Raw genomic sequence first — 21,001 nt, 5'->3', positions numbered from 1 at the left:
AAGTGTCGGGAGTTTGCGGGCGCCGGCGGGACAGGTGGCTGTTTGCATTGCCTGCACCCACTGCGATTTCCCCGCATTCACCTACTGGCCCACGAGCCACCGAGGAACTGCATGACCGCCAAAAAGACCGCGTCCAAGGCCGCCGCCGCAGAAACCGAAGAAGTCAAGAAGCCGGCCGTCAAGGCCGCCGCGAAGACCGCCAAAGCCGCCACCGCTGTCGCGTCCGCCGATGACGCGAAGCCCAAGCGCGGCCGCAAGCCCAAGGCCGAGACCGAGTCGAAGAAGCCCGCCGCCAAGGCCAAGGTCGAGGAGGAGGAAGAGGACTTCTCCGACGTCGACGCCGACGGCGAGACCGAGGGCGAGACCGAAGGCGAAGCCGAGACCGTCGAGGCGGTCGAGGTCGAGGAAGTGGGCGAGGACAAGCCCAAGGCCAAGCCGCTGCGCATGAAGGTCAGCCGCGCCAAGGAGCGCGCGCTGATGCGCGAGTTCGGCCTGGACGAGACGGCACTGACCGAAGAGGAAGTCGCCAAGCGCCGCCAGGAGCTCAAGACCCTCATCAAGATGGGCAAGACGCGTGGTTTCCTGACGCATCAGGAAATCAACGACCACCTGCCCGAGAAGCTGATCAACGAGGAAATCCTCGAGGCGATCGTGTCGATGCTCAACGACATGGGCATCGCCGTGTACGAGCAGGCGCCCGACGCCGCCACGCTGCTGATCCAGGGCTCGACCTCGCCGACCGCCACCGAAGAGGAAGCGGAAGAAGCGGCCGAGGCCGCGCTGTCCACCGTCGACTCCGAGTTCGGCCGCACGACCGACCCGGTGCGCATGTACATGCGCGAGATGGGCACCGTCGAGCTGCTGACCCGCGAGGGCGAGATCGAGATCGCCAAGCGCATCGAAGGCGGCCTGCAGGCCATGATGCTGGCCATCTCGGCCTCCCCGACGACCATCGCCGAGATCCTGGCCATGGCCGCCAAGATCCGCGCCGGCGAGATGCAGATCTCCGAGTCGGTGGACGGTTTCGTCTCCGACGACGAGGCGGACGACTACGTCGCGGAAGAAGACTTCGACGAGTTCGACGAAGAGGACGACGACGACGGCGCCGGCGGCTCCAAGGCCCTGACCAAGAAGCTCGAAGAGCTGAAGAACGCCGCGCTGGTGAAGCTGGATTCGCTCGCGACCAACTTCGACAAGATGCGCAAGGCCTTCGAGAAGGACGGCTACAAGTCGGCCAACTACAACAAGGCCCAGTCCGCGATCAGCCAGGAGCTGATGACCATCCGCTTCACGGTCAAGACGATCGAGAAGCTGTGCGACATCCTGCGCTCGCAGGTGGATGACGTGCGCCGCTTCGAACGCGAGATCCGCAAGATCGTCGTGGACAAGTGCGGCATGCCGCAAGAGCACTTCATCAAGACCTTCCCGCCCAACGTGCTGAACCTGCAGTGGGCGGAAAAGGAAGTGGCGGCCGGCAAGTCCTACGCGAACATCATGTCGCGCAACCTGCCCGCGATCCAGGAACTGCAGCAGAAGCTGATCGACATCCAGGGCAAGGCCGTGGTGCCGCTGGACGACCTCAAGGGCATCAACAAGCGGATGAACGAGGGCGAGAAGGCCTCGCGCGACGCGAAGAAGGAAATGATCGAGGCCAACCTGCGCCTGGTCATCTCCATCGCCAAGAAGTACACCAACCGCGGTCTGCAGTTCCTGGACCTGATCCAGGAAGGCAACATCGGTCTGATGAAGGCGGTCGACAAGTTCGAGTACCGACGCGGCTACAAGTTCTCGACCTACGCGACGTGGTGGATCCGCCAGGCCATCACCCGCTCGATCGCGGACCAGGCCCGCACCATCCGCATTCCGGTTCACATGATCGAGACGATCAACAAGATGAACCGGATCTCGCGTCAGCATCTGCAGGAGTTCGGCTTCGAGCCGGACGCGCCGACGCTGGCCGAGAAGATGGAAATGCCGGAGGACAAGATCCGCAAGATCATGAAGATCGCCAAGGAGCCGATCTCCATGGAAACGCCGATCGGGGACGACGACGACAGCCATCTGGGCGACTTCATCGAGGACACCAACAACACCGCGCCGATCGAGGCCGCGATGCAGGCCGGCCTGCGCGAGGTGGTGAAGGACATCCTGGACAGCCTGACCCCGCGCGAAGCCAAGGTGCTGCGCATGCGCTTCGGCATCGAGATGAGCACGGACCACACGCTGGAGGAAGTCGGCAAGCAGTTCGACGTCACCCGCGAGCGCATCCGCCAGATCGAAGCCAAGGCGATCCGCAAGCTCAAGCACCCGAGCCGTTCGGACAAGCTGCGCACCTACCTGGACAACCTCTGATCCAGCCCGCAACCTGAGGCCCGGCGATGGGTCTCAGGTTTGCCAGAAACCGGCCGCGTCCTCGGACGTCGGCCGGTTTTTCATTGGTGCGTTCGACATTCGCCCGCCCGTTGGGGGTGGGTGTCGTACAGGGGCCGACAGGCCCCCAAGGCGAGGGCTTATCACCACGCGAGGCCCAGGGTGGCGCGGCTACACTGAGACTTCCATCACATCTTGTCCCCTGTCAGGCCGATGACCCAGATCCGCGAGCGCACCGTCCTGTTTGCCGACTTGCGCGGCAGCACGGCGCTGTTCGAGACGCTGGGGAACGCGGAAGCCTCGGGGCTGGTGACGCAGACGGTGGCCCTGACCGGTCAGGCGGTCGAAGAGAACCGCGGCCACATCATCAAGACGCTGGGCGACGGCCTGATGGCCGCCTTCGACAACCCGCGCGACGGCATCAAGGCCGCGATGCGGATGCAGGAGCTGCTGCTGAAGACCTCGGCGCGCAGCGAGCGGCTGCGCCACACCCACCTGCAGATCGCGCTGGCGCGCGGCGAGGTGGTCGAGATCCACGGCGACTGCTTCGGCGACGCGGTCAACGTCGCGGCGCGCCTGCTGGACCACGCGGGCGACGGCGAGACCGTCGTCACCGCCGAGGTGGTGAACGGCCTGACCGCCGCGCAGAAGGCGCGTTTCCGCAGCCTGGACCACATCAGCGTGCGCGGTCGGGCCGAGCCGGTCCACATCTACGTGCTGGACCAGGGCTCGGGCGACCCGGGCGCGACGCAGTTCGGCGAGATCGCCCGCAGCGCCGGGCCGGAAGGCATCCGGCTGGTGTGGCAGGACCTGGACCGCGTCTTCGACATCGAACAGATGCCCATCGTGCTGGGCCGCAGCACGCAGGCGACCTACTGCATCACCGACGTCCGCGTCAGCCGCTCGCATGCGCGCATCGACTGGCAGGGCAGCAGCTTCGCCCTGACCGACCTCAGCTACAACGGCACCTTCGTGCGCTTCGGCGCCGGCGGCCAGACGCTGAGCCTGCGCCGCGGCTCCTGCACGCTGCACGGCGCGGGCGCGATCGGCCTGGGCGGCGCGGCCTCGGAATCGCAGGCCCCGACCGTGCGCTTCGAGGTCATCCACCTCGCGGAAGCCGCCACGTCGGCGATGATGCGCCGCGGGATTTGAACCGAATGAGCTTCCGTCCCGAACCCGATCACGTGCACGGACGCGCGCCGACCATCGGCGTGCTGCTGGTCAACCTGGGCACGCCCGACGCGCCGACCCCCGAGGCCACGCGCCGCTATCTCGCGCAGTTCCTGTCCGACCCGCGCGTCATCGAGATCCCCAAGGCCGCCTGGTGGCCCATCCTCCACGGCGTGATCCTGCGGACGCGTCCGGCCAAGTCGGCGAAGAAGTACGCCAGCATCTGGACCAAGGACGGTTCTCCGCTGATGGTCTGGACGAAGAAGCAGGCCAAGCTGCTGCAGGGCCAGCTCGGCGAGCAGGGCCACCGCGTCAAGGTGCTGTCCGCGATGCGCTACGGCAATCCGTCGATCGCGTCGCAGCTGGACGCGCTGCGCGCCGACGGCGCGACCCGCGTGCTGGTGCTGCCGGCGTATCCGCAGTATTCGGGCGCGACGACGGCCAGCGTCGTCGACGACGTGGCGCGCTGGTCGCTGGAACACCGCCATCTGCCGGAGTTCCGCTTCGTCAACCGCTACCACGACGACAAGCGCTACATCAATGCGCTGGCCGACAGCGTGCGCACCCACTGGAAGGCCGAAGGCCGCGGCGAGCTGCTGGTGATGAGCTTCCACGGCATGCCCGCGCGCACGCTGGCGCTGGGCGATCCCTACCACTGCGAATGCCTGAAGACCGGCCGGCTGCTGGCCGAGGCGCTGGGGCTGTCGGACGCGCAGTACAAGGTGACCTTCCAGAGCCGCTTCGGCAAGGCGCGCTGGCTGGAGCCCTACACCGAGCCGACGCTGCGCGAGCTCGCCGGACGCGGGCTGAAGTCGGTCGACCTGATCTGCCCGGGCTTCTCGTCGGACTGCATCGAGACGCTGGAAGAGATCGACATGGAAGCGCGTGAAGCCTTCCTGCACAGCGGCGGACAGCGCTTCAGCTACATCCCCTGCCTCAACGATCGCCCGACCCACATCCGCGCGCTGGCGGCGATCGCCGAGCAGCACCTGCAGGGCTGGCCCACCACCGCCGTGCCCGACGAGGCGCAGGCCGCGGCCCTCGCCCGTCAGCGGGAGGCGGCGTCGATGGCGGGCGCCGCACGCTGATCCACTGATCCTCCCCGCACCATGACAAAGGGCTCCTCATCGGAGCCCTTGTCGTTCAAGCGGATGCTGTCGGGTCAGCCAAGGGCGACCGCCGCCTGCTGACGCGCCTTGCGCGCGCTCATCCACTTCATGACGCGCGGTAGCAGCAGCACGATCACGACGATGGCCAGCAGCGAAGCCGACAGCGGACGCTGCAGGAACACGCTCCAGTTCCCGCCGCCGATCGCGACGCCGTTGCGCAGGTGCGCCTCGGCGAGCGGTCCCAGGATCATGCCGACGACGACCGGCGCGGTCGGGAAGTCGAAGCGCCGCATCACCACGCCCAGCAGGCCGATGGCCAGCATGACGTAGAGGTCGAAGGCGCTCTGGCGCATGCCATAGACGCCGACGGTCGCGAAGATCAGGATGCCGGCGTACAGCGGCGCGCGCGGGATGCGCAGCAGCTTCACCCACAGCCCCACCATCGGCAGGTTGAGCACCAGCAGCATCACGTTGCCGATGTACAGCGACGCGATCAGCGCCCACACGAGCGTCGACGAGGTCTCGAACAGCTGCGGCCCGGCCTGGATGCCGTAGTTCTGCAACGCCGACAGCAGGATGGCCGCGGTAACCGAGGTCGGGATGCCCAGCGTCAGCAGCGGCACCAGCGTGCCGGTCACGGCCGCGTTGTTGGCGGCCTCCGGTCCGGCCACGCCCTCGATGGCGCCGACGGTGCCGAACTCCTCCTTGTGCTTGGACAGCTTGCGCTCGGTCGCGTAGCTCAGGAAGGTCGGGATCTCGGTGCCGCCGGCGGGGATCACGCCGAACGGGAAGCCGAGCGCCGTGCCGCGCATCCACGCGGGGATGGAGCGCTTCCACTCCTGGCGCGTCATGTGCACGCGACCCATGGTGTTCATCGTCAGGTTGCTGCGGCCTTCATAGAGCGCCACGTAGAGCGTCTCGCCCACCGCGAACAGGCCCACGGCGACCAGCACCGTCTCGATGCCGTCCATGAACTCGGGCACGCCGCCGGTGTAGCGGATCTGGCCGGTGAGCTGGTCCATGCCGACCAGGCCCATGGCCAGGCCGATGAACAGCGCCGTCATGCCGCGCAGCGTGCTCTGGCCCAGCACCGCGGAGACGGTGGTGAAGGCGATCAGCATCAGGCAGAAGTATTCCGGCGGGCCGAGCGTGACGGCGAAGTCCGCCAGCACCGGCGCGAACAGCGTGACCAGCACGGTGGCGAAGGTCCCGGCGAAGAACGAGCCGATCGCCGCCGTGGCCAGCGCCGCGCCGGCGCGGCCGTGGCGGGCCATCTTGAAGCCTTCGAGCGCGGTCACCATGGTGCCGGTCTCGCCGGGGGTGTTGAGCAGGATGGAGGTGGTCGAGCCGCCGTACATCGCGCCGTAGTAGATGCCGGCGAAGAAGATCATCGACGCGGTCGGATCGACCTGCGCGGTGATGGGCAGCAGCATCGCGACGGTCACGGCGGGGCCGAGGCCGGGCAGCACGCCGATCGCCGTCCCGAGCGCGCAGCCGATGAAGGCCCACATCAGGTTGGCGCCGGAGGCGGCCGTGACGAAGCCGCCCATCAGGTGGGTCCAGAGGTCTTGCATGGAGGAACTCCGGTGGGGTTACAGCCAGCCGCCGGCCGTGATGGCGGGCAGGTTGAGCGCGAGCAGCTTGTTGAACAGCCAGAACACCGGGGCCGCGATCAGCAGGCCGGTGACGGTGTCGATGACGATCTGGCGCACGCCGCCGTGGGACTTGCCCTCGGCGCGGCGCAGGCCACGCACCGCCAGCACGAAGCACAGCGTGCAGGACAGGACGAAGCCGATGACCGTGATCAGCGACGCGTTGGCGATCACGGCGCCGGCGACCCAGGACGCCGACAGCCAGTCCGCCTTGGGCGCGCCCGACGGCGGCTCCATCGAGCGGAAGCCGCCGCTGCGCGACTCCCAGACCAGCCAGGCGCCGCAGATCAGCAGCACCGCGGCGACGAACCAGGGCAGCGCGTTCGGGCCGATGCCGGAGTAGCCGGCCTCGGACGGGATCGCGGACGCCCCGAAAGCCATCACGGCACCCACCAACATCGCCCCGGCGCCGACCAGCGTCTGGTACAGCGGCGGCGGGGTGGCGTCGTCGAACTCAGGGGGAACGGGTGCGACCGGCTGGGCGGTCGCAGACGGATGGCCGGCCACGGCCGGCGCGGAAGATTCGGACATGGCGGCCTCCCGGGGTCAGACCATGCCGGACTTGTGCATGATCGCGCGCAGCGAGGCGAACTCGTTGTCGACGAAGGTCTCGAAGTCCTTGCCCGTCAGGACGGCGGGCGTCCAGCCGTTCTTCTCCAGCGCTTCGGCCCAGGCCTTGGACTTCGTCGCCTTCACGACCAGGTCGATCAGCGTCTGACGCTGCGCCGGCGTGATGCCGGGCGCGCCGTAGACGCCGCGCCAGTTGCCGATCTCGACGTTGTAGCCGAGCTCCTTCATCGTCGGGATGTCCAGGCCCTTGATGCGCTGCGGCGCGGTGATGGCGATCGGGCGCATCTTGCCGCTCTCGATGTAGGGCTGGAACTCGCTGTAGCCGCTGCCGCCGATGCTGACGTTGCCGCCCAGGATCGCGGCCACGGCCTCGCCGCCGCCCCGGAAGGCGACGTAGTTGATCTTGGTCGCGTCGACGCCGACCTCGCGCGCCAGCATCGCCGCGGCGATGTGCTCCGTGGCGCCGCGCGAACCGCCGCCCCACTTCACCGAGCCCGGGTCCTTCTTCAGCGCCTCGACCACGTCCTTCATCGTCTTGAACGGCGAGTTGGCCGGCAGCACGAAGACGTTGTACTCGCTGGTCAGGCGCGCGATCGGCGTGGCCTGCGTCAGCGTGACGGGCTGCTTGCTGGTGATCAGGCCGCCCAGCATCACGGCGCCCATCACCATCATCGCGTTCGGGTCGCCCTTGGCGGCGTTGACGAACTGCGCCAGGCCGATGGCGCCGGCCGCGCCGCCCTTGTTCTCGAAGGTCACCGCGCCCGCGGCGCCGGCGTCCTGCAGGGCCTTGCCCAGCGCGCGGCCGGTGATGTCCCAGCCGCCGCCCGGATTGGCGGGAACGAGGATCTTCAGGGCCGCCGCGGCCTGCGCGCTCAGCGGCAGCGCGCCGGTGGCGCCCAGCGCGGCGAAGGCGGCCGCGGACTTCAGGAATTGGTCTCGACGCATGCTCGTGTCTCCTGTTGTAGATGTCGTCACCGGGGCAGAGCGGGCGCCCGGTGTGGTAGGCGTGCATCCTGCACACGGCGGCTTTCAATCGGCTGTCGGGAAGCTCAGGGTTGACCCTGAGCGGCGACGGCTTCGCGCGTGGCGGACACTGCCGGCCATGAGGCTGTTTTTCGTCGAGGACAACGCCGCGCTGCAGACCACGGTGGCGCGCTCCTTCGAGCGCCGCGGCATCCAGGTGCACGTGTTCACCGAGGGCCGCGTGGCGTTGGAGCGCTGGCGCGCGTCGCCGCCGGACGTGGTGCTGCTGGACCTGTCGCTGCCCGACATCGACGGGCTGGAACTGCTGTCGGCCGCGCGCGCCGAACAGCTCGCCACGCCGGTCATCATCCTGACCGCGCGCGGCACCGTGGGTGACCGCATCCTGGGCCTGAACATCGGCGCCGACGACTACCTGCCCAAGCCCTTCGACCTCGACGAACTCGAAGCGCGCGTGCGCGCCCTCGCCCGCCGCAGCCGCGGGGCACCGGGGGCACCGGGTTCGGCAGCGGGCGCCGGCACGCACGAGGACGAGTCCTTCCACGGACTGCGCGTGGACGCTGACAGCGGCGCGATCTACCACCTCGGGCTGCCGCTGGACCTGCCGCCGCGCGAGGCCGCGCTGCTGCGCGCGCTCCTGGCACGGCCGGGCCAGGCGGTCGCCAAGGAGCGGCTCACGGAGATCGTCTTCGCCGATGACCTCGACGTGCAGCCCGACGCGGTCGAGGTCGTCGCCTACCGGCTGCGCAAGCGGCTGCCGGCGGACGGCGTGCGACTCGTGACGCTGCGCGGTCTGGGCTACCTGCTCAAGGCGCCGGACTGAGTGGGCGGCGTGTTCAAGCTGTCCTCGATGCGCAGCCGGCTGATGGTCGGCATCCTGGTCCCCGTCGGTCTGCTGATCGGGGCCAACGCGCACCGGCTCTACGAGGACGCGCTGCGGGCCATCGACACGGCCTACGACCGCACGCTGCTCGCCTCGGCCAAGACCATCGGCGAGCAGCTCGACGTGCACGGCACGCGCGAGGATCCGCACCTGGTGTCCGAGGTTCCGTACGCGGCGCTGGAGGCCTTCGAGGCCGACAATCGCAGCCGCATGTTCTACCGCGTCACGGGCTTCCGCGGCGAATGGGTGTCGGGCTTCGACGACCTGCCCGCGTGGCACGGCAAGTTGCCCGCGCGCGGCGCGTATGCGGCGCTGGTCGACTTCTACGACGACGTCTACCAGGGCGAGGAAGTCCGCGTCGCGGTGCTCAAGCAGCCGGTCTCGGGCGAGGCCGGCCTGGGCGTGGCGACCATCCAGGTCGCGGAGACGCTGGAGATCCGCCGCACGCTGGCGCGGCAGGTGCTGATCTCGACCCTGTGGCGGCAGGCCGCGCTGCTGGCCGTGATCGCCATCGTGGTCTGGGGCGTCGTGCTCTTCGCCACCTGGCCGGTGCGCGAGCTCAGCCGCTCGATCGGTGCGCGCGCGGACGACGACCTCAGCCCGATCCCGATGCCGGGCGTGCCGGCGGAACTCGCGCCGCTGGTGGTCGCGATCAACGAAGCCTGGCATCGGCAGTCCGGGCTGTTCGCGCATCAGAAGCGCTTCGTGCGAGACACCTCGCACCAGCTGCGCACGCCGCTGGCGGTGCTCAAGGCGCAGGTGCAATCGGCGCGGCGCGGCGACCTCCCGCTGACGCAGGCGATCGACGAGATCGGCGCCACCGTCGACGGCGCCACCGCGCTCGCCAACCAGATGCTGGCGCTGGCCAAGGTCGAGCAACTGCGCCAGCAGGGCGATCCGCCGCGGCTGGACCTGGCGGAGGTGGTGCGTGAGGTCGCGCTCGACCTGGCGCCGCTGATCGCCGACGCGGAACTCGACTTCGAGCTCTTCACCGAACCCGCACCGGTGCGCGGCCATGCGTGGGCGCTGCGGGAGCTCGTGCGCAACCTGCTGCACAACGCGCTGCGCCACTGCCCGCGCGGCAGCCGGCTGGAACTGCGGGTGACGAGCCGCGCGGAACTCGACGGCGGCGTCGAACTGCGCATCGCCGACAGCGGCCCCGGCATCGCCGCGGCACTGAGGCCCAGGCTCGGACAACCGTTCGCGGCCGGCAGCGGCGGCGGGTCGGGCCTCGGTCTTGCCATCTGCCGGGAGATCGTCGGCTCGCTCGTCGGCACACTGACGCTGGACAACCGCGAGCGGGACGGGGTCATCCAGGGCCTGGACGCCGTCGTCCGGCTGCCGGCGGCACCATCCGCCGATTCGTCGACCGCATAGGACAATCCGATCCAGATGTCTTCCTCCGCCCGCTCCTCTTCCGCCTCGTCCGCTGCTTCCGGGTCCTCCGCTGCCGGCGGGGTGCGCCTCGACAAGTGGCTCTGGGCCGCCCGTTTCTTCAAGACGCGCTCGATCGCCGTCGACGAGATCGGCAAGGGTCGCGTGACCGTCAACGGGCAGGCCGCGAAGGCCTCGCGCGAGGTGCGCGTGGGCGACGTGGTGAAGCTGCGCCAGGGCCAGATCGACCGCGAGGTGAAGGTCGCCGGCATCAGCGGCGTGCGCGGTCCGGCACCGGTCGCGCAGGCGCTGTACGAGGAAACGCCCGACAGCATCGCGGCGCGCGAGCGCGCTGCGGAAGCCCGTCGCCTCGCGCCCGAGCCGGCCGACGCCATCGAGCAGGGCCGTCCGACCAAGCAGGATCGTCGCCGCCTCGCCGACTGGAACCGCTGGTCCGCGAGCCTGGACTGACGCCGCCTCCGCCGGGCCTGCAGCGCGAGCTCCTGACGCTTCTGCGCGCCTGACCCCCTCGTCCTGCGCCGGTGGAGACGCCGGCGCGACGTCCCGTCCCGCCGGGGCTGACCAGCGAGGACGACATGATCCCTCTCCCGATGGGCCCGGTGTCTCATGACGCGTCGTCGTCGATGCGCGGGCGGACGAACGTTGAAGAGAGCATCGACGAGCGCGCCGATCCGGTGGCCGGAGCGGGCGTCGACGACATCGTCGAAGCGCTCGCCGAAGCGAGCGCGGAGCCCGGGCGCGACGTCCCGCAACCCCGATCGCGCACCGCGTCGCCGGCCCTGATCCACACGCACCCGCGATCCCGATCGCACGACCGTGACGCCGCTCGCCGACAGGCCGTCGGCCGCTTCGATGCGATCCGGCTTGCCGGCCTGTCGATGACCCCCGCCGACACCGAGGTCCTCAGGGCGATCGTGGCGCTCGCGGTGTCGATCGGCTGCGCGGCGGCGTGCGGCTTCGGACTGGGTCGCGGCATCGGCGGCGCGATCGCCGAGCTGGGCGTGCGCAGCGCCTTCGACGCGCCGCAGACGCTGGGGCTGGGCAGCGACCGCAACTTCGTCGACCAGAACACCGATCACGGCCTGCTGCAGCTTGCGGTGATCGCGACGGTGCGCTGGGTCGGCGCGTCGATCTGCGGCGCCATCGGGGCGACGCTGGGCAGTGTCGTTTCGCCCCACCTCGCGGCGCGGACCGGTCGCCAACTGTCGGCCCTCCCGACGGCCCAGCTGGTGCCGGACCACGTGGCCGATCTGCTGGACGGGACGGGCACGCCCTACGGACCGGAGGGCGTGCGCCGGCTCCGCCAGGAGATCCAGGCGGCGCAGGAACGACACGGCCTGATCGACGGCCGGACGCACGTACGCGCCGGCGAATGGGCCTTCGGCGCATTGAACGCGGTCCGGGGCGCCTCGCTCGCCATGGCGCCGCTGGGTGCGTTGCCGGACGTGGGGCTGTCGGCCGGCGTGTCGCTGACGGCCGGCGCGCTAACCGGCCTCGCCGGCGGCGTGGCCATGGCTCGGCAGCGTCACCGTGTGCCCGATGCCGGTCACGTCGGCGGCGATCCGGCGCCGCTCGTGCAGGTGCCCCTCTTCGAGGTGAAGAAATCGTCGCCCGTCCTCCCTCGCTTCACGGGGACGGGCCTGCGCCACGCGGCGGGCAACATCGGCCTGGGCGTTGCGCACCGCCTGCGGCTCTTCCTTTCCTCGACCTGGGTGTTGCTGGGGCTGGGCGTCCTCGTCAACGTCGCGGGTGCGGCCACGCGCCCGGCCCCGATCAACTGGATCCACCGCGCCGGCAAGGCCGTGGAACTGGGTGTCGGCGTGGGTTGCGCCGTCCGTCCCTACTTCGAGGGCCTGCCGCCCATCAACGCCCGCGAACGCGCCCGGTTGGAAAGTCAGCGAATCTCTCCGGCCCCGGGCGAATAGCGACGTCCCGGCACCCTCGTTCCTCCTCGCAAACGGGTCGCGGTATCAGGCGCGAGGTTTGCCCGCGCACGGATGCGAAAATCACCCTCTTGAAGTTCCGGCCATGGGCCCCAGATGCGGCGGGTCGCCCGACGCACGCTGGTTCTTTCAGAGGCCGGCCGCGCTCCCGCAGAGGGGCCGGGCATCCGCATTGGGGCATTCCAACCATGACGACTGACAACCAACATCCTGATCCGACGCTGGACGAACTGACCCAGCAAGCGGCCGCCGCGGCCGCCGCCTCGGTCCCCGAGACGCTCGAAGCCAGACTGGCCGACACCGAGCGCCGCCTGGCCGAGATGTCCGACGCCTACCTGCGCGCCAAGGCCGAGGTCGAGAACACCCGCCGCCGCGGCGAGGAAGACACGACCAAGGCCCGCAAGTTCGCCGTCGAGGGCTTCGCCGAGGCGATGCTCCCGGTGATGGACAGCCTGTCCGCCGCCATCGCCCTGCCCGACGCCAGCGTCGAGCAGGTGCTGCAGGGCGTGCACGCCACGCTGCGCCAGCTGCAGTCCGCGCTGGAGCGCAACAAGGTGGTGGAGATCAACCCCGCCGCCGGCACCAAGTTCGACCCGCACCAGCACCAGGCCATCTCGGTGGTGCCGGCCGAGCAGGACCCGAACACGGTCGTGACCGTGCTGCAGAAGGGCTTCCTGATCGCCGACCGGGTGCTGCGCCCGGCGCTGGTCACCGTGACCGCCCCGAAATGAGCGCCCCGAAAAAACAACCGGGCCCTTGAACCCGGACAAGTTATCCACAGATCAGAAGCATCGCCGGAACGACGTTTCAGCCCACCACCCTCCCGGGCCTCCCGCGCTGACCGTTCCGCAGTTTTTCAATATTCAGGAGCACCACATGGCTAAGAAGAAGATCATCGGCATCGACCTGGGCACGACCAACTCGTGCGTCGCGGTCATGGAAGGCAACACCACCCGCGTCATCGAGAACGCGGAAGGTGCCCGCACCACCCCGTCCATCATTGCGTACCAGGAAGACGGCGAAGTGCTGGTCGGCGCCTCGGCCAAGCGCCAGGCCGTGACCAACCCGCGCAACACGCTGTACGCGGTGAAGCGCCTGATCGGCCGCAAGTTCCAGGAGAAGGAAGTCCAGAAGGACATCGACCTGATGCCCTACACCATCGCCGCCGCCGACAACGGCGACGCGTGGGTGGAAGTGCGCGGCAAGAAGCTGGCGCCCCCGCAGGTGTCGGCGGAAGTCCTGCGCAAGATGAAGAAGACGGCCGAGGACTACCTCGGCGAGGAAGTGACCGAGGCCGTCATCACGGTGCCGGCCTACTTCAACGACGCACAGCGTCAGGCGACCAAGGACGCCGGCCGCATCGCCGGACTGGACGTCAAGCGCATCATCAACGAGCCCACCGCCGCGGCCCTGGCCTTCGGCCTGGACAAGCACGGCGCGGGTGACCGCAAGATCGCCGTGTTCGACCTGGGCGGCGGCACCTTCGACATCTCGATCATCGAGATCGCGGACGTCGACGGCGAGAAGCAGTTCGAAGTGCTGTCCACCAACGGCGACACCTTCCTGGGCGGCGAGGACTTCGACCAGCGCATCATCGACTACATCATCGCCGAGTTCAAAAAGGAACAGGGCGTCGACCTGACCAAGGACGTGCTGGCCCTGCAGCGCCTGAAGGAAGCCGCGGAGAAGGCCAAGATCGAGCTGTCCAACTCGTCACAGACCGACGTCAACCTGCCGTACATCACGGCCGACGCCACCGGTCCGAAGCACCTGAACATCAAGCTGACCCGCGCCAAGCTGGAGTCGCTGGTGGACGAGCTGATCGAGCGCACCATCGCCCCCTGCCGCACCGCGATCAAGGACGCGGGCGTGTCGGTCGGCGAGATCGACGACGTCATCCTGGTCGGCGGCATGTCGCGCATGCCCAAGGTGCAGGAGAAGGTCAAGGAGTTCTTCGGCAAGGACCCGCGCAAGGACGTGAACCCCGATGAGGCCGTGGCCGTCGGCGCCGCGATCCAGGGCCAGGTCCTGGGCGGCGAACGCACCGACGTGCTGCTGCTGGACGTCACCCCGCTGAGCCTGGGCATCGAGACCCTGGGCGGCGTGATGACGAAGATGATCAAGAAGAACACGACCATCCCGACCAAGTTCAGCCAGACCTTCTCGACCGCCGAGGACAGCCAGCCCGCCGTGACCATCAAGGTCTACCAGGGCGAGCGCGAACTGGCGCAGGCCAACAAGAGCCTGGGCGAGTTCAACCTCGAAGGCATCCCGCCGGCGCCGCGCGGCCTGCCGCAGATCGAGGTCAGCTTCGACATCGACGCCAACGGCATCCTGCACGTGGGCGCCAAGGACAAGGGCACCGGCAAGGAAAACAAGATCACCATCAAGGCGAACTCCGGCCTGTCCGAGGCCGAGATCGAGAAGATGGTGAAGGACGCCGAGGCCAACGCCGCCGAGGACAAGAAGAAGGTCGAGCTGGTGCAGGCCAAGAACCAGGCCGACGGTCTGGTGCATTCGGTGCAGAAGTCGCTGGGCGAGCACGGCGACAAGCTCGAAGCCGGTGAGAAGGAAAAGATCGAGGCCGCGGTCAAGGACCTGGAAGAAGCCATCAAGGGCGAGGACAAGGCCGACATCGACGCCAAGTCCGAAGCGCTGATGACCGCCAGCCAGAAGCTGGGCGAGAAGGTCTACGCCGAGGCGCAGGCCGCCCAGGCGGCAGCCGGTGCGGGCGCGGCGGGTGCCGCGGGCGCAGGCGGTGCCGAGCATGCGGAAGCGGCCGGTGCGCAGGCCTCGGCCAAGCCGGCCGACGACAACGTCGTGGACGCCGAGTTCAAGGAAGTCAAGGACTCGAAGTAAACGCCGCGCATGCCGACCCCGGTCGGCATCGCGAACGGCTCATGCTGTCGACTGACAGCCGCCGCGCGGGGCCGCCAGCCTCGCGCGGCGTTTTGGTTTGAGGCCCTTAGCCCTCTCGGGAAGATCCATGGCAAAGCGTGACTATTACGAAGTCCTGGGCGTCGCGAAGAACGCCAGCGAAGAGGACATCAAGAAGGCCTATCGCAAGCTCGCGATGAAGTACCACCCTGACCGCAACCAGGGCGACGGTGCCAAGGAAGCCGAGGACAAGTTCAAGGAAACCAAGGAAGCCTACGAGATGCTCTCGGACGGCCAGAAGCGGGCCGCCTACGACCAGTACGGCCACGCGGGCGTGGATCCGAACCAGGGCTTCCGCGGCGCGCAGGGCGGCGAAGGCTTCGGCGGCTTCGCGGAGGCCTTCGGCGACATCTTCGGCGACCTGTTCGGGCAGCAGGGCGGCGGCGGCCGTCGCCAGGGCGGCGGCCAGCAGGTCTACCGCGGCAGCGACCTGAGCTACGCGATGGAGATCACGCTGGAGGAAGCCGCGCGCGGCAAGGAGACGCAGATCCGCATCCCGTCGTGGGAAGGCTGCGAGACCTGCAAGGGCAGCGGCGCAAAACCCGGCACCAGCGCCAAGACCTGCGGCTCCTGCGGCGGCAGCGGCACGGTGCACATGCGCCAGGGCTTCTTCAGCATCCAGCAGACCTGCCCGCACTGCCACGGCACCGGCAAGATCATTCCCGAGCCCTGCACCAGCTGCAACGGCGCGGGCAAGATCAAGAAGACCAAGACGCTGGAAGTCAAGATCCCGGCCGGCATCAACGAAGGCATGCGCATCCGCTCGGCCGGCAACGGCGAGCCGGGGGTGAACGGCGGTCCGTCGGGCGATCTCTACATCGAGATCCGCATCAAGCAGCACGACATCTTCGAGCGCGACGGCGACGACCTGCACTGCACGATGCCGGTGTCGATCACGACGGCGGCACTGGGCGGCTCCATCGAGGTGCCCACCCTGGGCGGCAAGGCCGAGATCGAGCTGCCGGAAGGCACGCAGCACGGCAAGACCTTCCGCCTGCGCGGCAAGGGCATCAAGGGCGTGCGCTCCAGCTATCCGGGCGACTTGTACTGCCACATCAGCATCGAGACGCCGGTCAAGCTGACTGAGCATCAGCGCAAGCTGCTGAAGGAACTCGACAAGAGCCTCAAGGACGGCGGCGAGCGCCACTCGCCCAACGCGAAGAGTTGGACCGACCGGGTCAAGGACCTCTTCAAGTAATTCGCCAACAGCGACACGCAAACCCTCGTCACGACTCGCGAATCGCGCCGGCCACCCACGCAAACCCGGGGGACCGGCGGTCGTCGCCGGGCCGACAATCGGTCGGTGGTTGACGACATTCGCACAATTCGTTGGGGTGCTGCCGGCCCGCTCTCTTCGGAGGCGGGCTTTTTCACATGCGCGCGTCCTTCGCATGGCGAGGGACGCAGCGAGCGTGGATGGTTCGGCGCGTCGGGGCTCCGGCCATGACGCTCGCGGGAACGCTGGGCAAGACGCAGGCGCTGGTCATCGACAGCAACGCCAACTCGCGCAGCCTGATGACGGCGCAGTTGCGCGAACTCGGCGTCGGCCATGTGCGCCAGACCACGCGCGTGCGCGACGCCCGCGTGATCCTGGAGACGCAGCCCTACGACATCGTCATCTGCGACTACTACTTCGACGGCTCCGAGATGTCGGGGCAGGACCTGCTGGACGAGCTGCGGCGCGAGCAGTTGCTCCCCTACTCCACCGTCTTCGTCATGGTCACCGGCGAGGCCTCGTACGCGAAGGTCGCCGAGGCCGCCGAAGCGGCGCTGGACGCCTACCTCGTCAAGCCGTACACGACCACGGCGCTGGCCGATCGGCTGTCCAACGCGCGGCACCGCAAGGTGGAGCTCAAGGGCATCTTCGACGCGATCGACGCCAAGGATTTCGGCCGCGCCGCGGACCTGTGCCTGGAGCGCTTCCAGCGCAAGGCGACCTACTGGCTGTACGCCGCGCGCATCGGCGCGGAGCTGCTGCTGCGCCTGGAGCGCCACACCGAGGCGCGTGAGCTGTACGAGGCCATCATCGCCGCGCGCACCGTCCCGTGGGCGCGGCTGGGCGTGGCGCGGACCGAGGTCGCGGGCGGCAACCTGAGCGCGGCGCGCCGCACGCTGGAGACGCTGATCGGCGACATGCCCGACCAGGCCGACAGCTACGACCTGATGGGCCGCGTGCAGATGGAGCAGGGCGAGATCGATGCCGCGCTCGCGACCTACCGCACCGCCGCGACGCTCACGCCCGGTTGCCTGCTGCGGCAGCAGCACTGCGGCACGCTGGCCTTCTACGCGGGGCAGCGCGACGAGGCGCTCAAGATGCTGGAGCGCAGCGTGGCGCAGGGCCTGCGCTCGAAGCTGTTCGACGCGCACAGCCTGGCCCTCATCGCCCTGATGCGTTTCGACGCCAAGGACAGCAAGGGCCTCAAGTACACGATGGATGCGCTGATGCAGGCGATGGAGCGCGCACCGCGCGACCAGCGTCTGCAAGGCTTCGACGTGCTGATGCAGGGCCTGCGGCTGCTGCTGGACCGCAAGCTGGCGGATGCGCTCACGCTGGCGCGCCGGTTCGCGAAACGCGCCGCCGATCCGGACTTCGACCTCGAGGCCGCCAGCCTGCTGACGGCGCTGTGGGTGCGCATGGCGCGGCAGGACATCGAGCTCAGCGAGATGGAGAGCCTCATGAGCCAGCTCGGCCTGCGCTTCTGCAGCTCGAAGTCGGCGACCGAGGTGATGATCAGCATGGCCGAGGGCCACGAACCCAGCACGCAGCTGCTGCGCGACGCGAATGCGCGGGTGTTCGCGATCTCCGAGACGGCGATGCGCCATGCGATGCGCGGCGATGCGCAGACCGGCGTCCAGCTGCTGGTGGAGCAAGGCGCGCAGACGCTGAACGCCAAGCTGATCGACATGGCGGCGCTGGTGCTCAAGCGCTACCGGGAGCGGATGACCGACCCGGCGGCGCTGGAGCCGCGGATCGAGGACCTGCAGCGCCGGTATGTGCAGGCCAGCGGCCAGGGGCTGAAGGCAGCCCGTGGGGGCGGCATGGCCTTGCGGGGATGAATGCGCATCCCGGGCTAAGCTGCGGCAACGCTCAGGGATGCTTCAGGGAAGCTTCAGGTACGACAACTACAAGGGCCGGTTTCCTTTTGCCGGCCTGACACAACAAGATGCCGTTCTCCGACTCCTCGACCTCGCACACCCGCGAGGCCGCCACGGCGCGCACGACGCGTGTCCGTTCTCCGCTGGCATTGACGTGGCTGACCGCACTGTGGATCGGCGTGCTCGGCAACTGGCCGCTGTGGCAGCGGATGTGGGGCATGCCGGACTACGCCGGCGCCTCGGGCAAGCTCTTCGTCGTCGTCTTCGCCGGCATCGTGATCATGGTGCTGGCCGCCGCCTTCAGCCTGCTCGCCTGGCGCGTGGCGGTGAAGCCGCTGCTGACGCTGATGCTGCTGATGACGGCGCCGCTGGCCTACTTCATCGGCAGCTACGGCGTGATCATCGACAGCACGATGATCACCAACGCGCTGCAGACCGATGTGCGCGAGACGCGCGATCTGATCGGCTGGGGACTGGCGGCGCACGTCGCGGTGATCGCGCTGATCCCGCTGGTCTGGATCTGGCGCCAGCGGCTGAGCGACATGCGCTGGTTCAAGCGGCTGGGGTGGAACGTCGCGAGCGTCGCGCTGGCGCTGGCATTGGGTGTCGGGCTCGCGGCGACGCGGACGGCGGACCTGGCCTCCACGCTGCGCAACAACAAGGCGCTGACCAAGATGGTCAGCCCGATCAACGCGATCTGGGCGAGCGCCGCGCTGGCCGTGCAGAAGCAGAAGAAACCCAAGGGACCGCTGGAGGTCGTCGCCGCCGATGCGAAGCTCACGCCGCGCGCTGCGGGCGCGCGTCCGCCGCTGGTGCTGCTGGTGGTCGGGGAGACGGCGCGGTCCGAGAACTTCCAGCTCAACGGCTATGCAAAGCCGACGAATCCGGAGCTGTCGACGAAGCCGGTGCTGAGCTACCGCGAGGTCGCTTCGTGCGGCACGTCGACGGCGGCCTCCCTGCCCTGCATGTTCTCGCAGCTGGGCCGCGAGGTGTACGTCGATCATCCCGGCAACCAGCAGACGCTGATGGACGTGCTGCAGCGCGCCGGGCTGGCGGTGCTGTGGCTGGACAACCAGTCGGGCTGCAAGGGGATCTGCGACCGCGTGCCGAATGCGCAGGCGATCAATCCGGCGCGGCCGGATCATCCGATTCCTGCGGGCCTGTGCCGCGCCGACGGCGAGTGCCTCGACGAGGTGATGCTGCACGACCTGGACGCGCGCATCGCCGCGCTGGATCCGCAACGCGTCGCGCGTGGCGTCGTGCTGGTGCTGCACCAGATGGGCAGCCACGGCCCCGCCTACTACCTGCGCACGCCCGACGACCGCAAGCCCTTCCAGCCGGAGTGCCGCAGCAACGCGCTGCAGCAGTGCGAACTGGATCAGGTCCGCAATGCCTACGACAACACGATCGCCTACACCGACCATGTGCTGGCGAAAGCGATCGACTGGCTGGGCACGCAGGAGCAGCGCTTCGATCCCAGCCTGCTCTACGTGTCGGACCACGGCGAGTCGCTGGGCGAGAACAACCTCTTCCTGCACGGCATGCCGTACGCGCTGGCGCCCAAGCAGCAGAAGCATGTGCCGCTGATCCTGTGGCTGCCGGAGCAGACGCGGCAGTCGCAGAAGCTCGACAGCGCCTGCCTGACGCAGCGGCGCGATACGCCGATGTCGCACGACGGGCTGTATCACACGGTGCTGAGCCTCAGCGGCGTGGAGACCTCGGTCTATCGCAAGGACTGGGATTGGGTGGGCGCTTGCCGGCGTGGGTGATCACAATCGCTTTCCCTTGACGGAGGTCGCAGGCAGCGGTTCGTCGCAACGAGTCAGAATCTCCCGCACCTGATCCAACTGATTCATGACAGCGTCGTCCGGGATCACGTCGTCCAATGCGTAGTCAGCTTGAACACGACGTTGGCGTTGGACCTCCAACTGAGCGCCGCTCGCCCGTGATCGATCGCGAATGACGTCGCCACACTCCCAGGCTGGGTGTTTGAGCCGATTGATCAGTTCCTGATGCCGACCGCCCTCGGGCCCCTTGTTTGATCCCAGGAGAGGAATCGTCCTCTCCCAGCATCGACAACGATGATAGGCCGCGTAGTAGGCGCGGCTGATTGCAGACCGTCGCCACACTTCGGCACGCTCCCGCCCAAGCACCTGCGCAAAGGCAAACAGATCATTCGTCGTGATCGGCATGGTCGTGCTCGGATTCTCCGTTTTGCCGGGCCACTGCACGCGGAGCGGGAATCTCGCCGATCTCGTCAGTGAACTGAATCAGGAAGTTCGGCTGCAGCAGATCCACGTAGTTCAGCTCATCCCAGAACGCCTTGGTCCAGGCAGAGGCCACATCCCGCGGCGCGCGCAAAGGGATGTCGTATCGCAGGCTGGTGTTGCCATCGCCTTCGAAGAGCGCCATCACCGCAGATCCTGCCCGGCGCAGCGAATGCCGATGCGCGAAATGCGCCGCCAGGTGAAGCAGATGCCGCACGTAAGTGACCGTGACGCCTCCGCGGTGGAGAATCTGCAAGGGGCGGAGGAGATCGTCCCAGGCGGTATAGGCGCACCGCGCATCCGGCAGGTGTTGATCATGCGCGGACCCGAACAAGGTCGCAGGGCGCCTCAGCAGATCAATCACTGCATCGGTTTCCGTCATCCCGTCCGGGACCGGCATCGGCTGCACCATCACCGTGACCAGTCGACCCGATGTATGGAAGGCAGGGCCTTCGTTCAATTGAACAGTCATCACCACTCCTGCATTGCGAGTCCTCGACTCAATGGCTACCAGTCTCTGCGTGATGAGGTCGAAACGCATTCCCTCCGAAGGGCGTTTCGACGGGGGATATTGATATCGGTAGGTCACTCCCACTGCGCATACTGAGGAAGGTCATTGCCAGATCGG

General features: G+C 68.4%; 17 protein-coding genes. 12 read left to right on the top strand and 5 right to left on the bottom strand.

Features of this window, described 5'->3' with window-relative positions:
* Positions 1-111: 111 nt before the first annotated feature.
* From rpoD to hemH, 3 genes are all read left to right on the top strand, one after another.
* The gene (gene rpoD / locus ACQZ13_RS10185) at positions 112-2,352 is read left to right on the top strand and encodes an RNA polymerase sigma factor RpoD (protein ID WP_088403654.1); all 2,241 of its coding nucleotides are present in this window, start codon (positions 112-114) and stop codon (positions 2,350-2,352) included.
* Between the two features lie 231 nt (positions 2,353-2,583).
* Positions 2,584-3,522, top strand: coding sequence for an adenylate/guanylate cyclase domain-containing protein (locus ACQZ13_RS10180; RefSeq protein WP_088403653.1), 939 nt, complete (start codon positions 2,584-2,586; stop codon positions 3,520-3,522).
* 5 nt (positions 3,523-3,527) lie between these two features.
* Complete coding sequence (hemH, locus tag ACQZ13_RS10175) at positions 3,528-4,628, top strand: ferrochelatase (protein ID WP_431051552.1); 1,101 nt, start codon at positions 3,528-3,530, stop codon at positions 4,626-4,628.
* Positions 4,629-4,702: 74 nt separating this feature from the next.
* On the opposite strand, the gene ACQZ13_RS10170 is transcribed toward hemH, so the two are convergent.
* From ACQZ13_RS10170 to ACQZ13_RS10160, 3 genes are read right to left on the bottom strand one after another with little or no spacing between them, the layout of a single operon-like run.
* The gene (locus ACQZ13_RS10170) at positions 4,703-6,223 is read right to left on the bottom strand and encodes a tripartite tricarboxylate transporter permease (protein ID WP_431051549.1); all 1,521 of its coding nucleotides are present in this window, start codon (positions 6,221-6,223) and stop codon (positions 4,703-4,705) included.
* Between the two features lie 18 nt (positions 6,224-6,241).
* Positions 6,242-6,832, bottom strand: coding sequence for a tripartite tricarboxylate transporter TctB family protein (locus ACQZ13_RS10165; protein ID WP_431051547.1), 591 nt, complete (start codon positions 6,830-6,832; stop codon positions 6,242-6,244).
* Positions 6,833-6,847: 15 nt separating this feature from the next.
* The gene (locus tag ACQZ13_RS10160) at positions 6,848-7,816 is read right to left on the bottom strand and encodes a Bug family tripartite tricarboxylate transporter substrate binding protein (RefSeq protein ID WP_431051545.1); all 969 of its coding nucleotides are present in this window, start codon (positions 7,814-7,816) and stop codon (positions 6,848-6,850) included.
* Between the two features lie 157 nt (positions 7,817-7,973).
* On the opposite strand from ACQZ13_RS10160, the gene ACQZ13_RS10155 reads away from it, so the two are divergent.
* From ACQZ13_RS10155 to ACQZ13_RS10115, 9 genes are all read left to right on the top strand, one after another.
* Entirely contained in the window at positions 7,974-8,675 is a 702-nt protein-coding gene (locus ACQZ13_RS10155) for a response regulator transcription factor (protein ID WP_431051543.1), read from the top strand.
* A gap of 9 nt (positions 8,676-8,684) precedes the next feature.
* Entirely contained in the window at positions 8,685-10,112 is a 1,428-nt protein-coding gene (locus ACQZ13_RS10150) for a sensor histidine kinase (protein ID WP_431051541.1), read from the top strand.
* A gap of 15 nt (positions 10,113-10,127) precedes the next feature.
* A complete protein-coding gene (locus ACQZ13_RS10145; RefSeq protein ID WP_431051539.1) occupies positions 10,128-10,580 on the top strand; it encodes an RNA-binding S4 domain-containing protein in 453 nt (150 codons plus the stop codon).
* Between the two features lie 125 nt (positions 10,581-10,705).
* Positions 10,706-12,055, top strand: a complete 1,350-nt coding sequence (locus ACQZ13_RS10140) for a hypothetical protein (protein ID WP_431051537.1) — start codon at positions 10,706-10,708, stop codon at positions 12,053-12,055.
* 206 nt (positions 12,056-12,261) lie between these two features.
* The gene (grpE, locus tag ACQZ13_RS10135) at positions 12,262-12,804 is read left to right on the top strand and encodes a nucleotide exchange factor GrpE (RefSeq protein ID WP_088403645.1); all 543 of its coding nucleotides are present in this window, start codon (positions 12,262-12,264) and stop codon (positions 12,802-12,804) included.
* Between the two features lie 145 nt (positions 12,805-12,949).
* Complete coding sequence (dnaK, locus tag ACQZ13_RS10130) at positions 12,950-14,932, top strand: molecular chaperone DnaK (protein ID WP_431051535.1); 1,983 nt, start codon at positions 12,950-12,952, stop codon at positions 14,930-14,932.
* A gap of 127 nt (positions 14,933-15,059) precedes the next feature.
* Positions 15,060-16,208, top strand: a complete 1,149-nt coding sequence (gene dnaJ / locus ACQZ13_RS10125) for a molecular chaperone DnaJ (protein ID WP_431051533.1) — start codon at positions 15,060-15,062, stop codon at positions 16,206-16,208.
* Between the two features lie 245 nt (positions 16,209-16,453).
* Positions 16,454-18,067: a response regulator gene (locus ACQZ13_RS10120; RefSeq protein ID WP_431051531.1), complete on the top strand. Its 1,614-nt coding sequence runs from the start codon at positions 16,454-16,456 to the stop codon at positions 18,065-18,067.
* A 107-nt stretch (positions 18,068-18,174) separates the two neighbouring features.
* Complete coding sequence (locus ACQZ13_RS10115; RefSeq protein ID WP_431051529.1) at positions 18,175-19,875, top strand: phosphoethanolamine transferase; 1,701 nt, start codon at positions 18,175-18,177, stop codon at positions 19,873-19,875.
* Here ACQZ13_RS10115 and ACQZ13_RS10110 read toward each other — a convergent pair whose 3' ends face one another.
* Positions 19,876-20,298, bottom strand: a complete 423-nt coding sequence (locus tag ACQZ13_RS10110; protein ID WP_431051527.1) for a hypothetical protein — start codon at positions 20,296-20,298, stop codon at positions 19,876-19,878.
* Positions 20,279-20,845, bottom strand: a complete 567-nt coding sequence (locus tag ACQZ13_RS10105; protein ID WP_431051525.1) for a hypothetical protein — start codon at positions 20,843-20,845, stop codon at positions 20,279-20,281. Before ACQZ13_RS10105 ends, ACQZ13_RS10110 begins: the two co-directional genes overlap by 20 nt.
* Between the last annotated feature and the right edge of the window lie 156 nt (positions 20,846-21,001).

Origin of the sequence: Roseateles sp. L2-2 (assembly GCF_050613215.1) — a bacterium.
In the GTDB taxonomy this organism is placed as follows: Bacteria; Pseudomonadota; Gammaproteobacteria; order Burkholderiales; family Burkholderiaceae_C; genus Roseateles; species Roseateles noduli.
The sequence above is the reverse complement of the archived record's forward strand: the minus strand, read 5'-3'. Positions and strand labels throughout refer to the sequence as shown.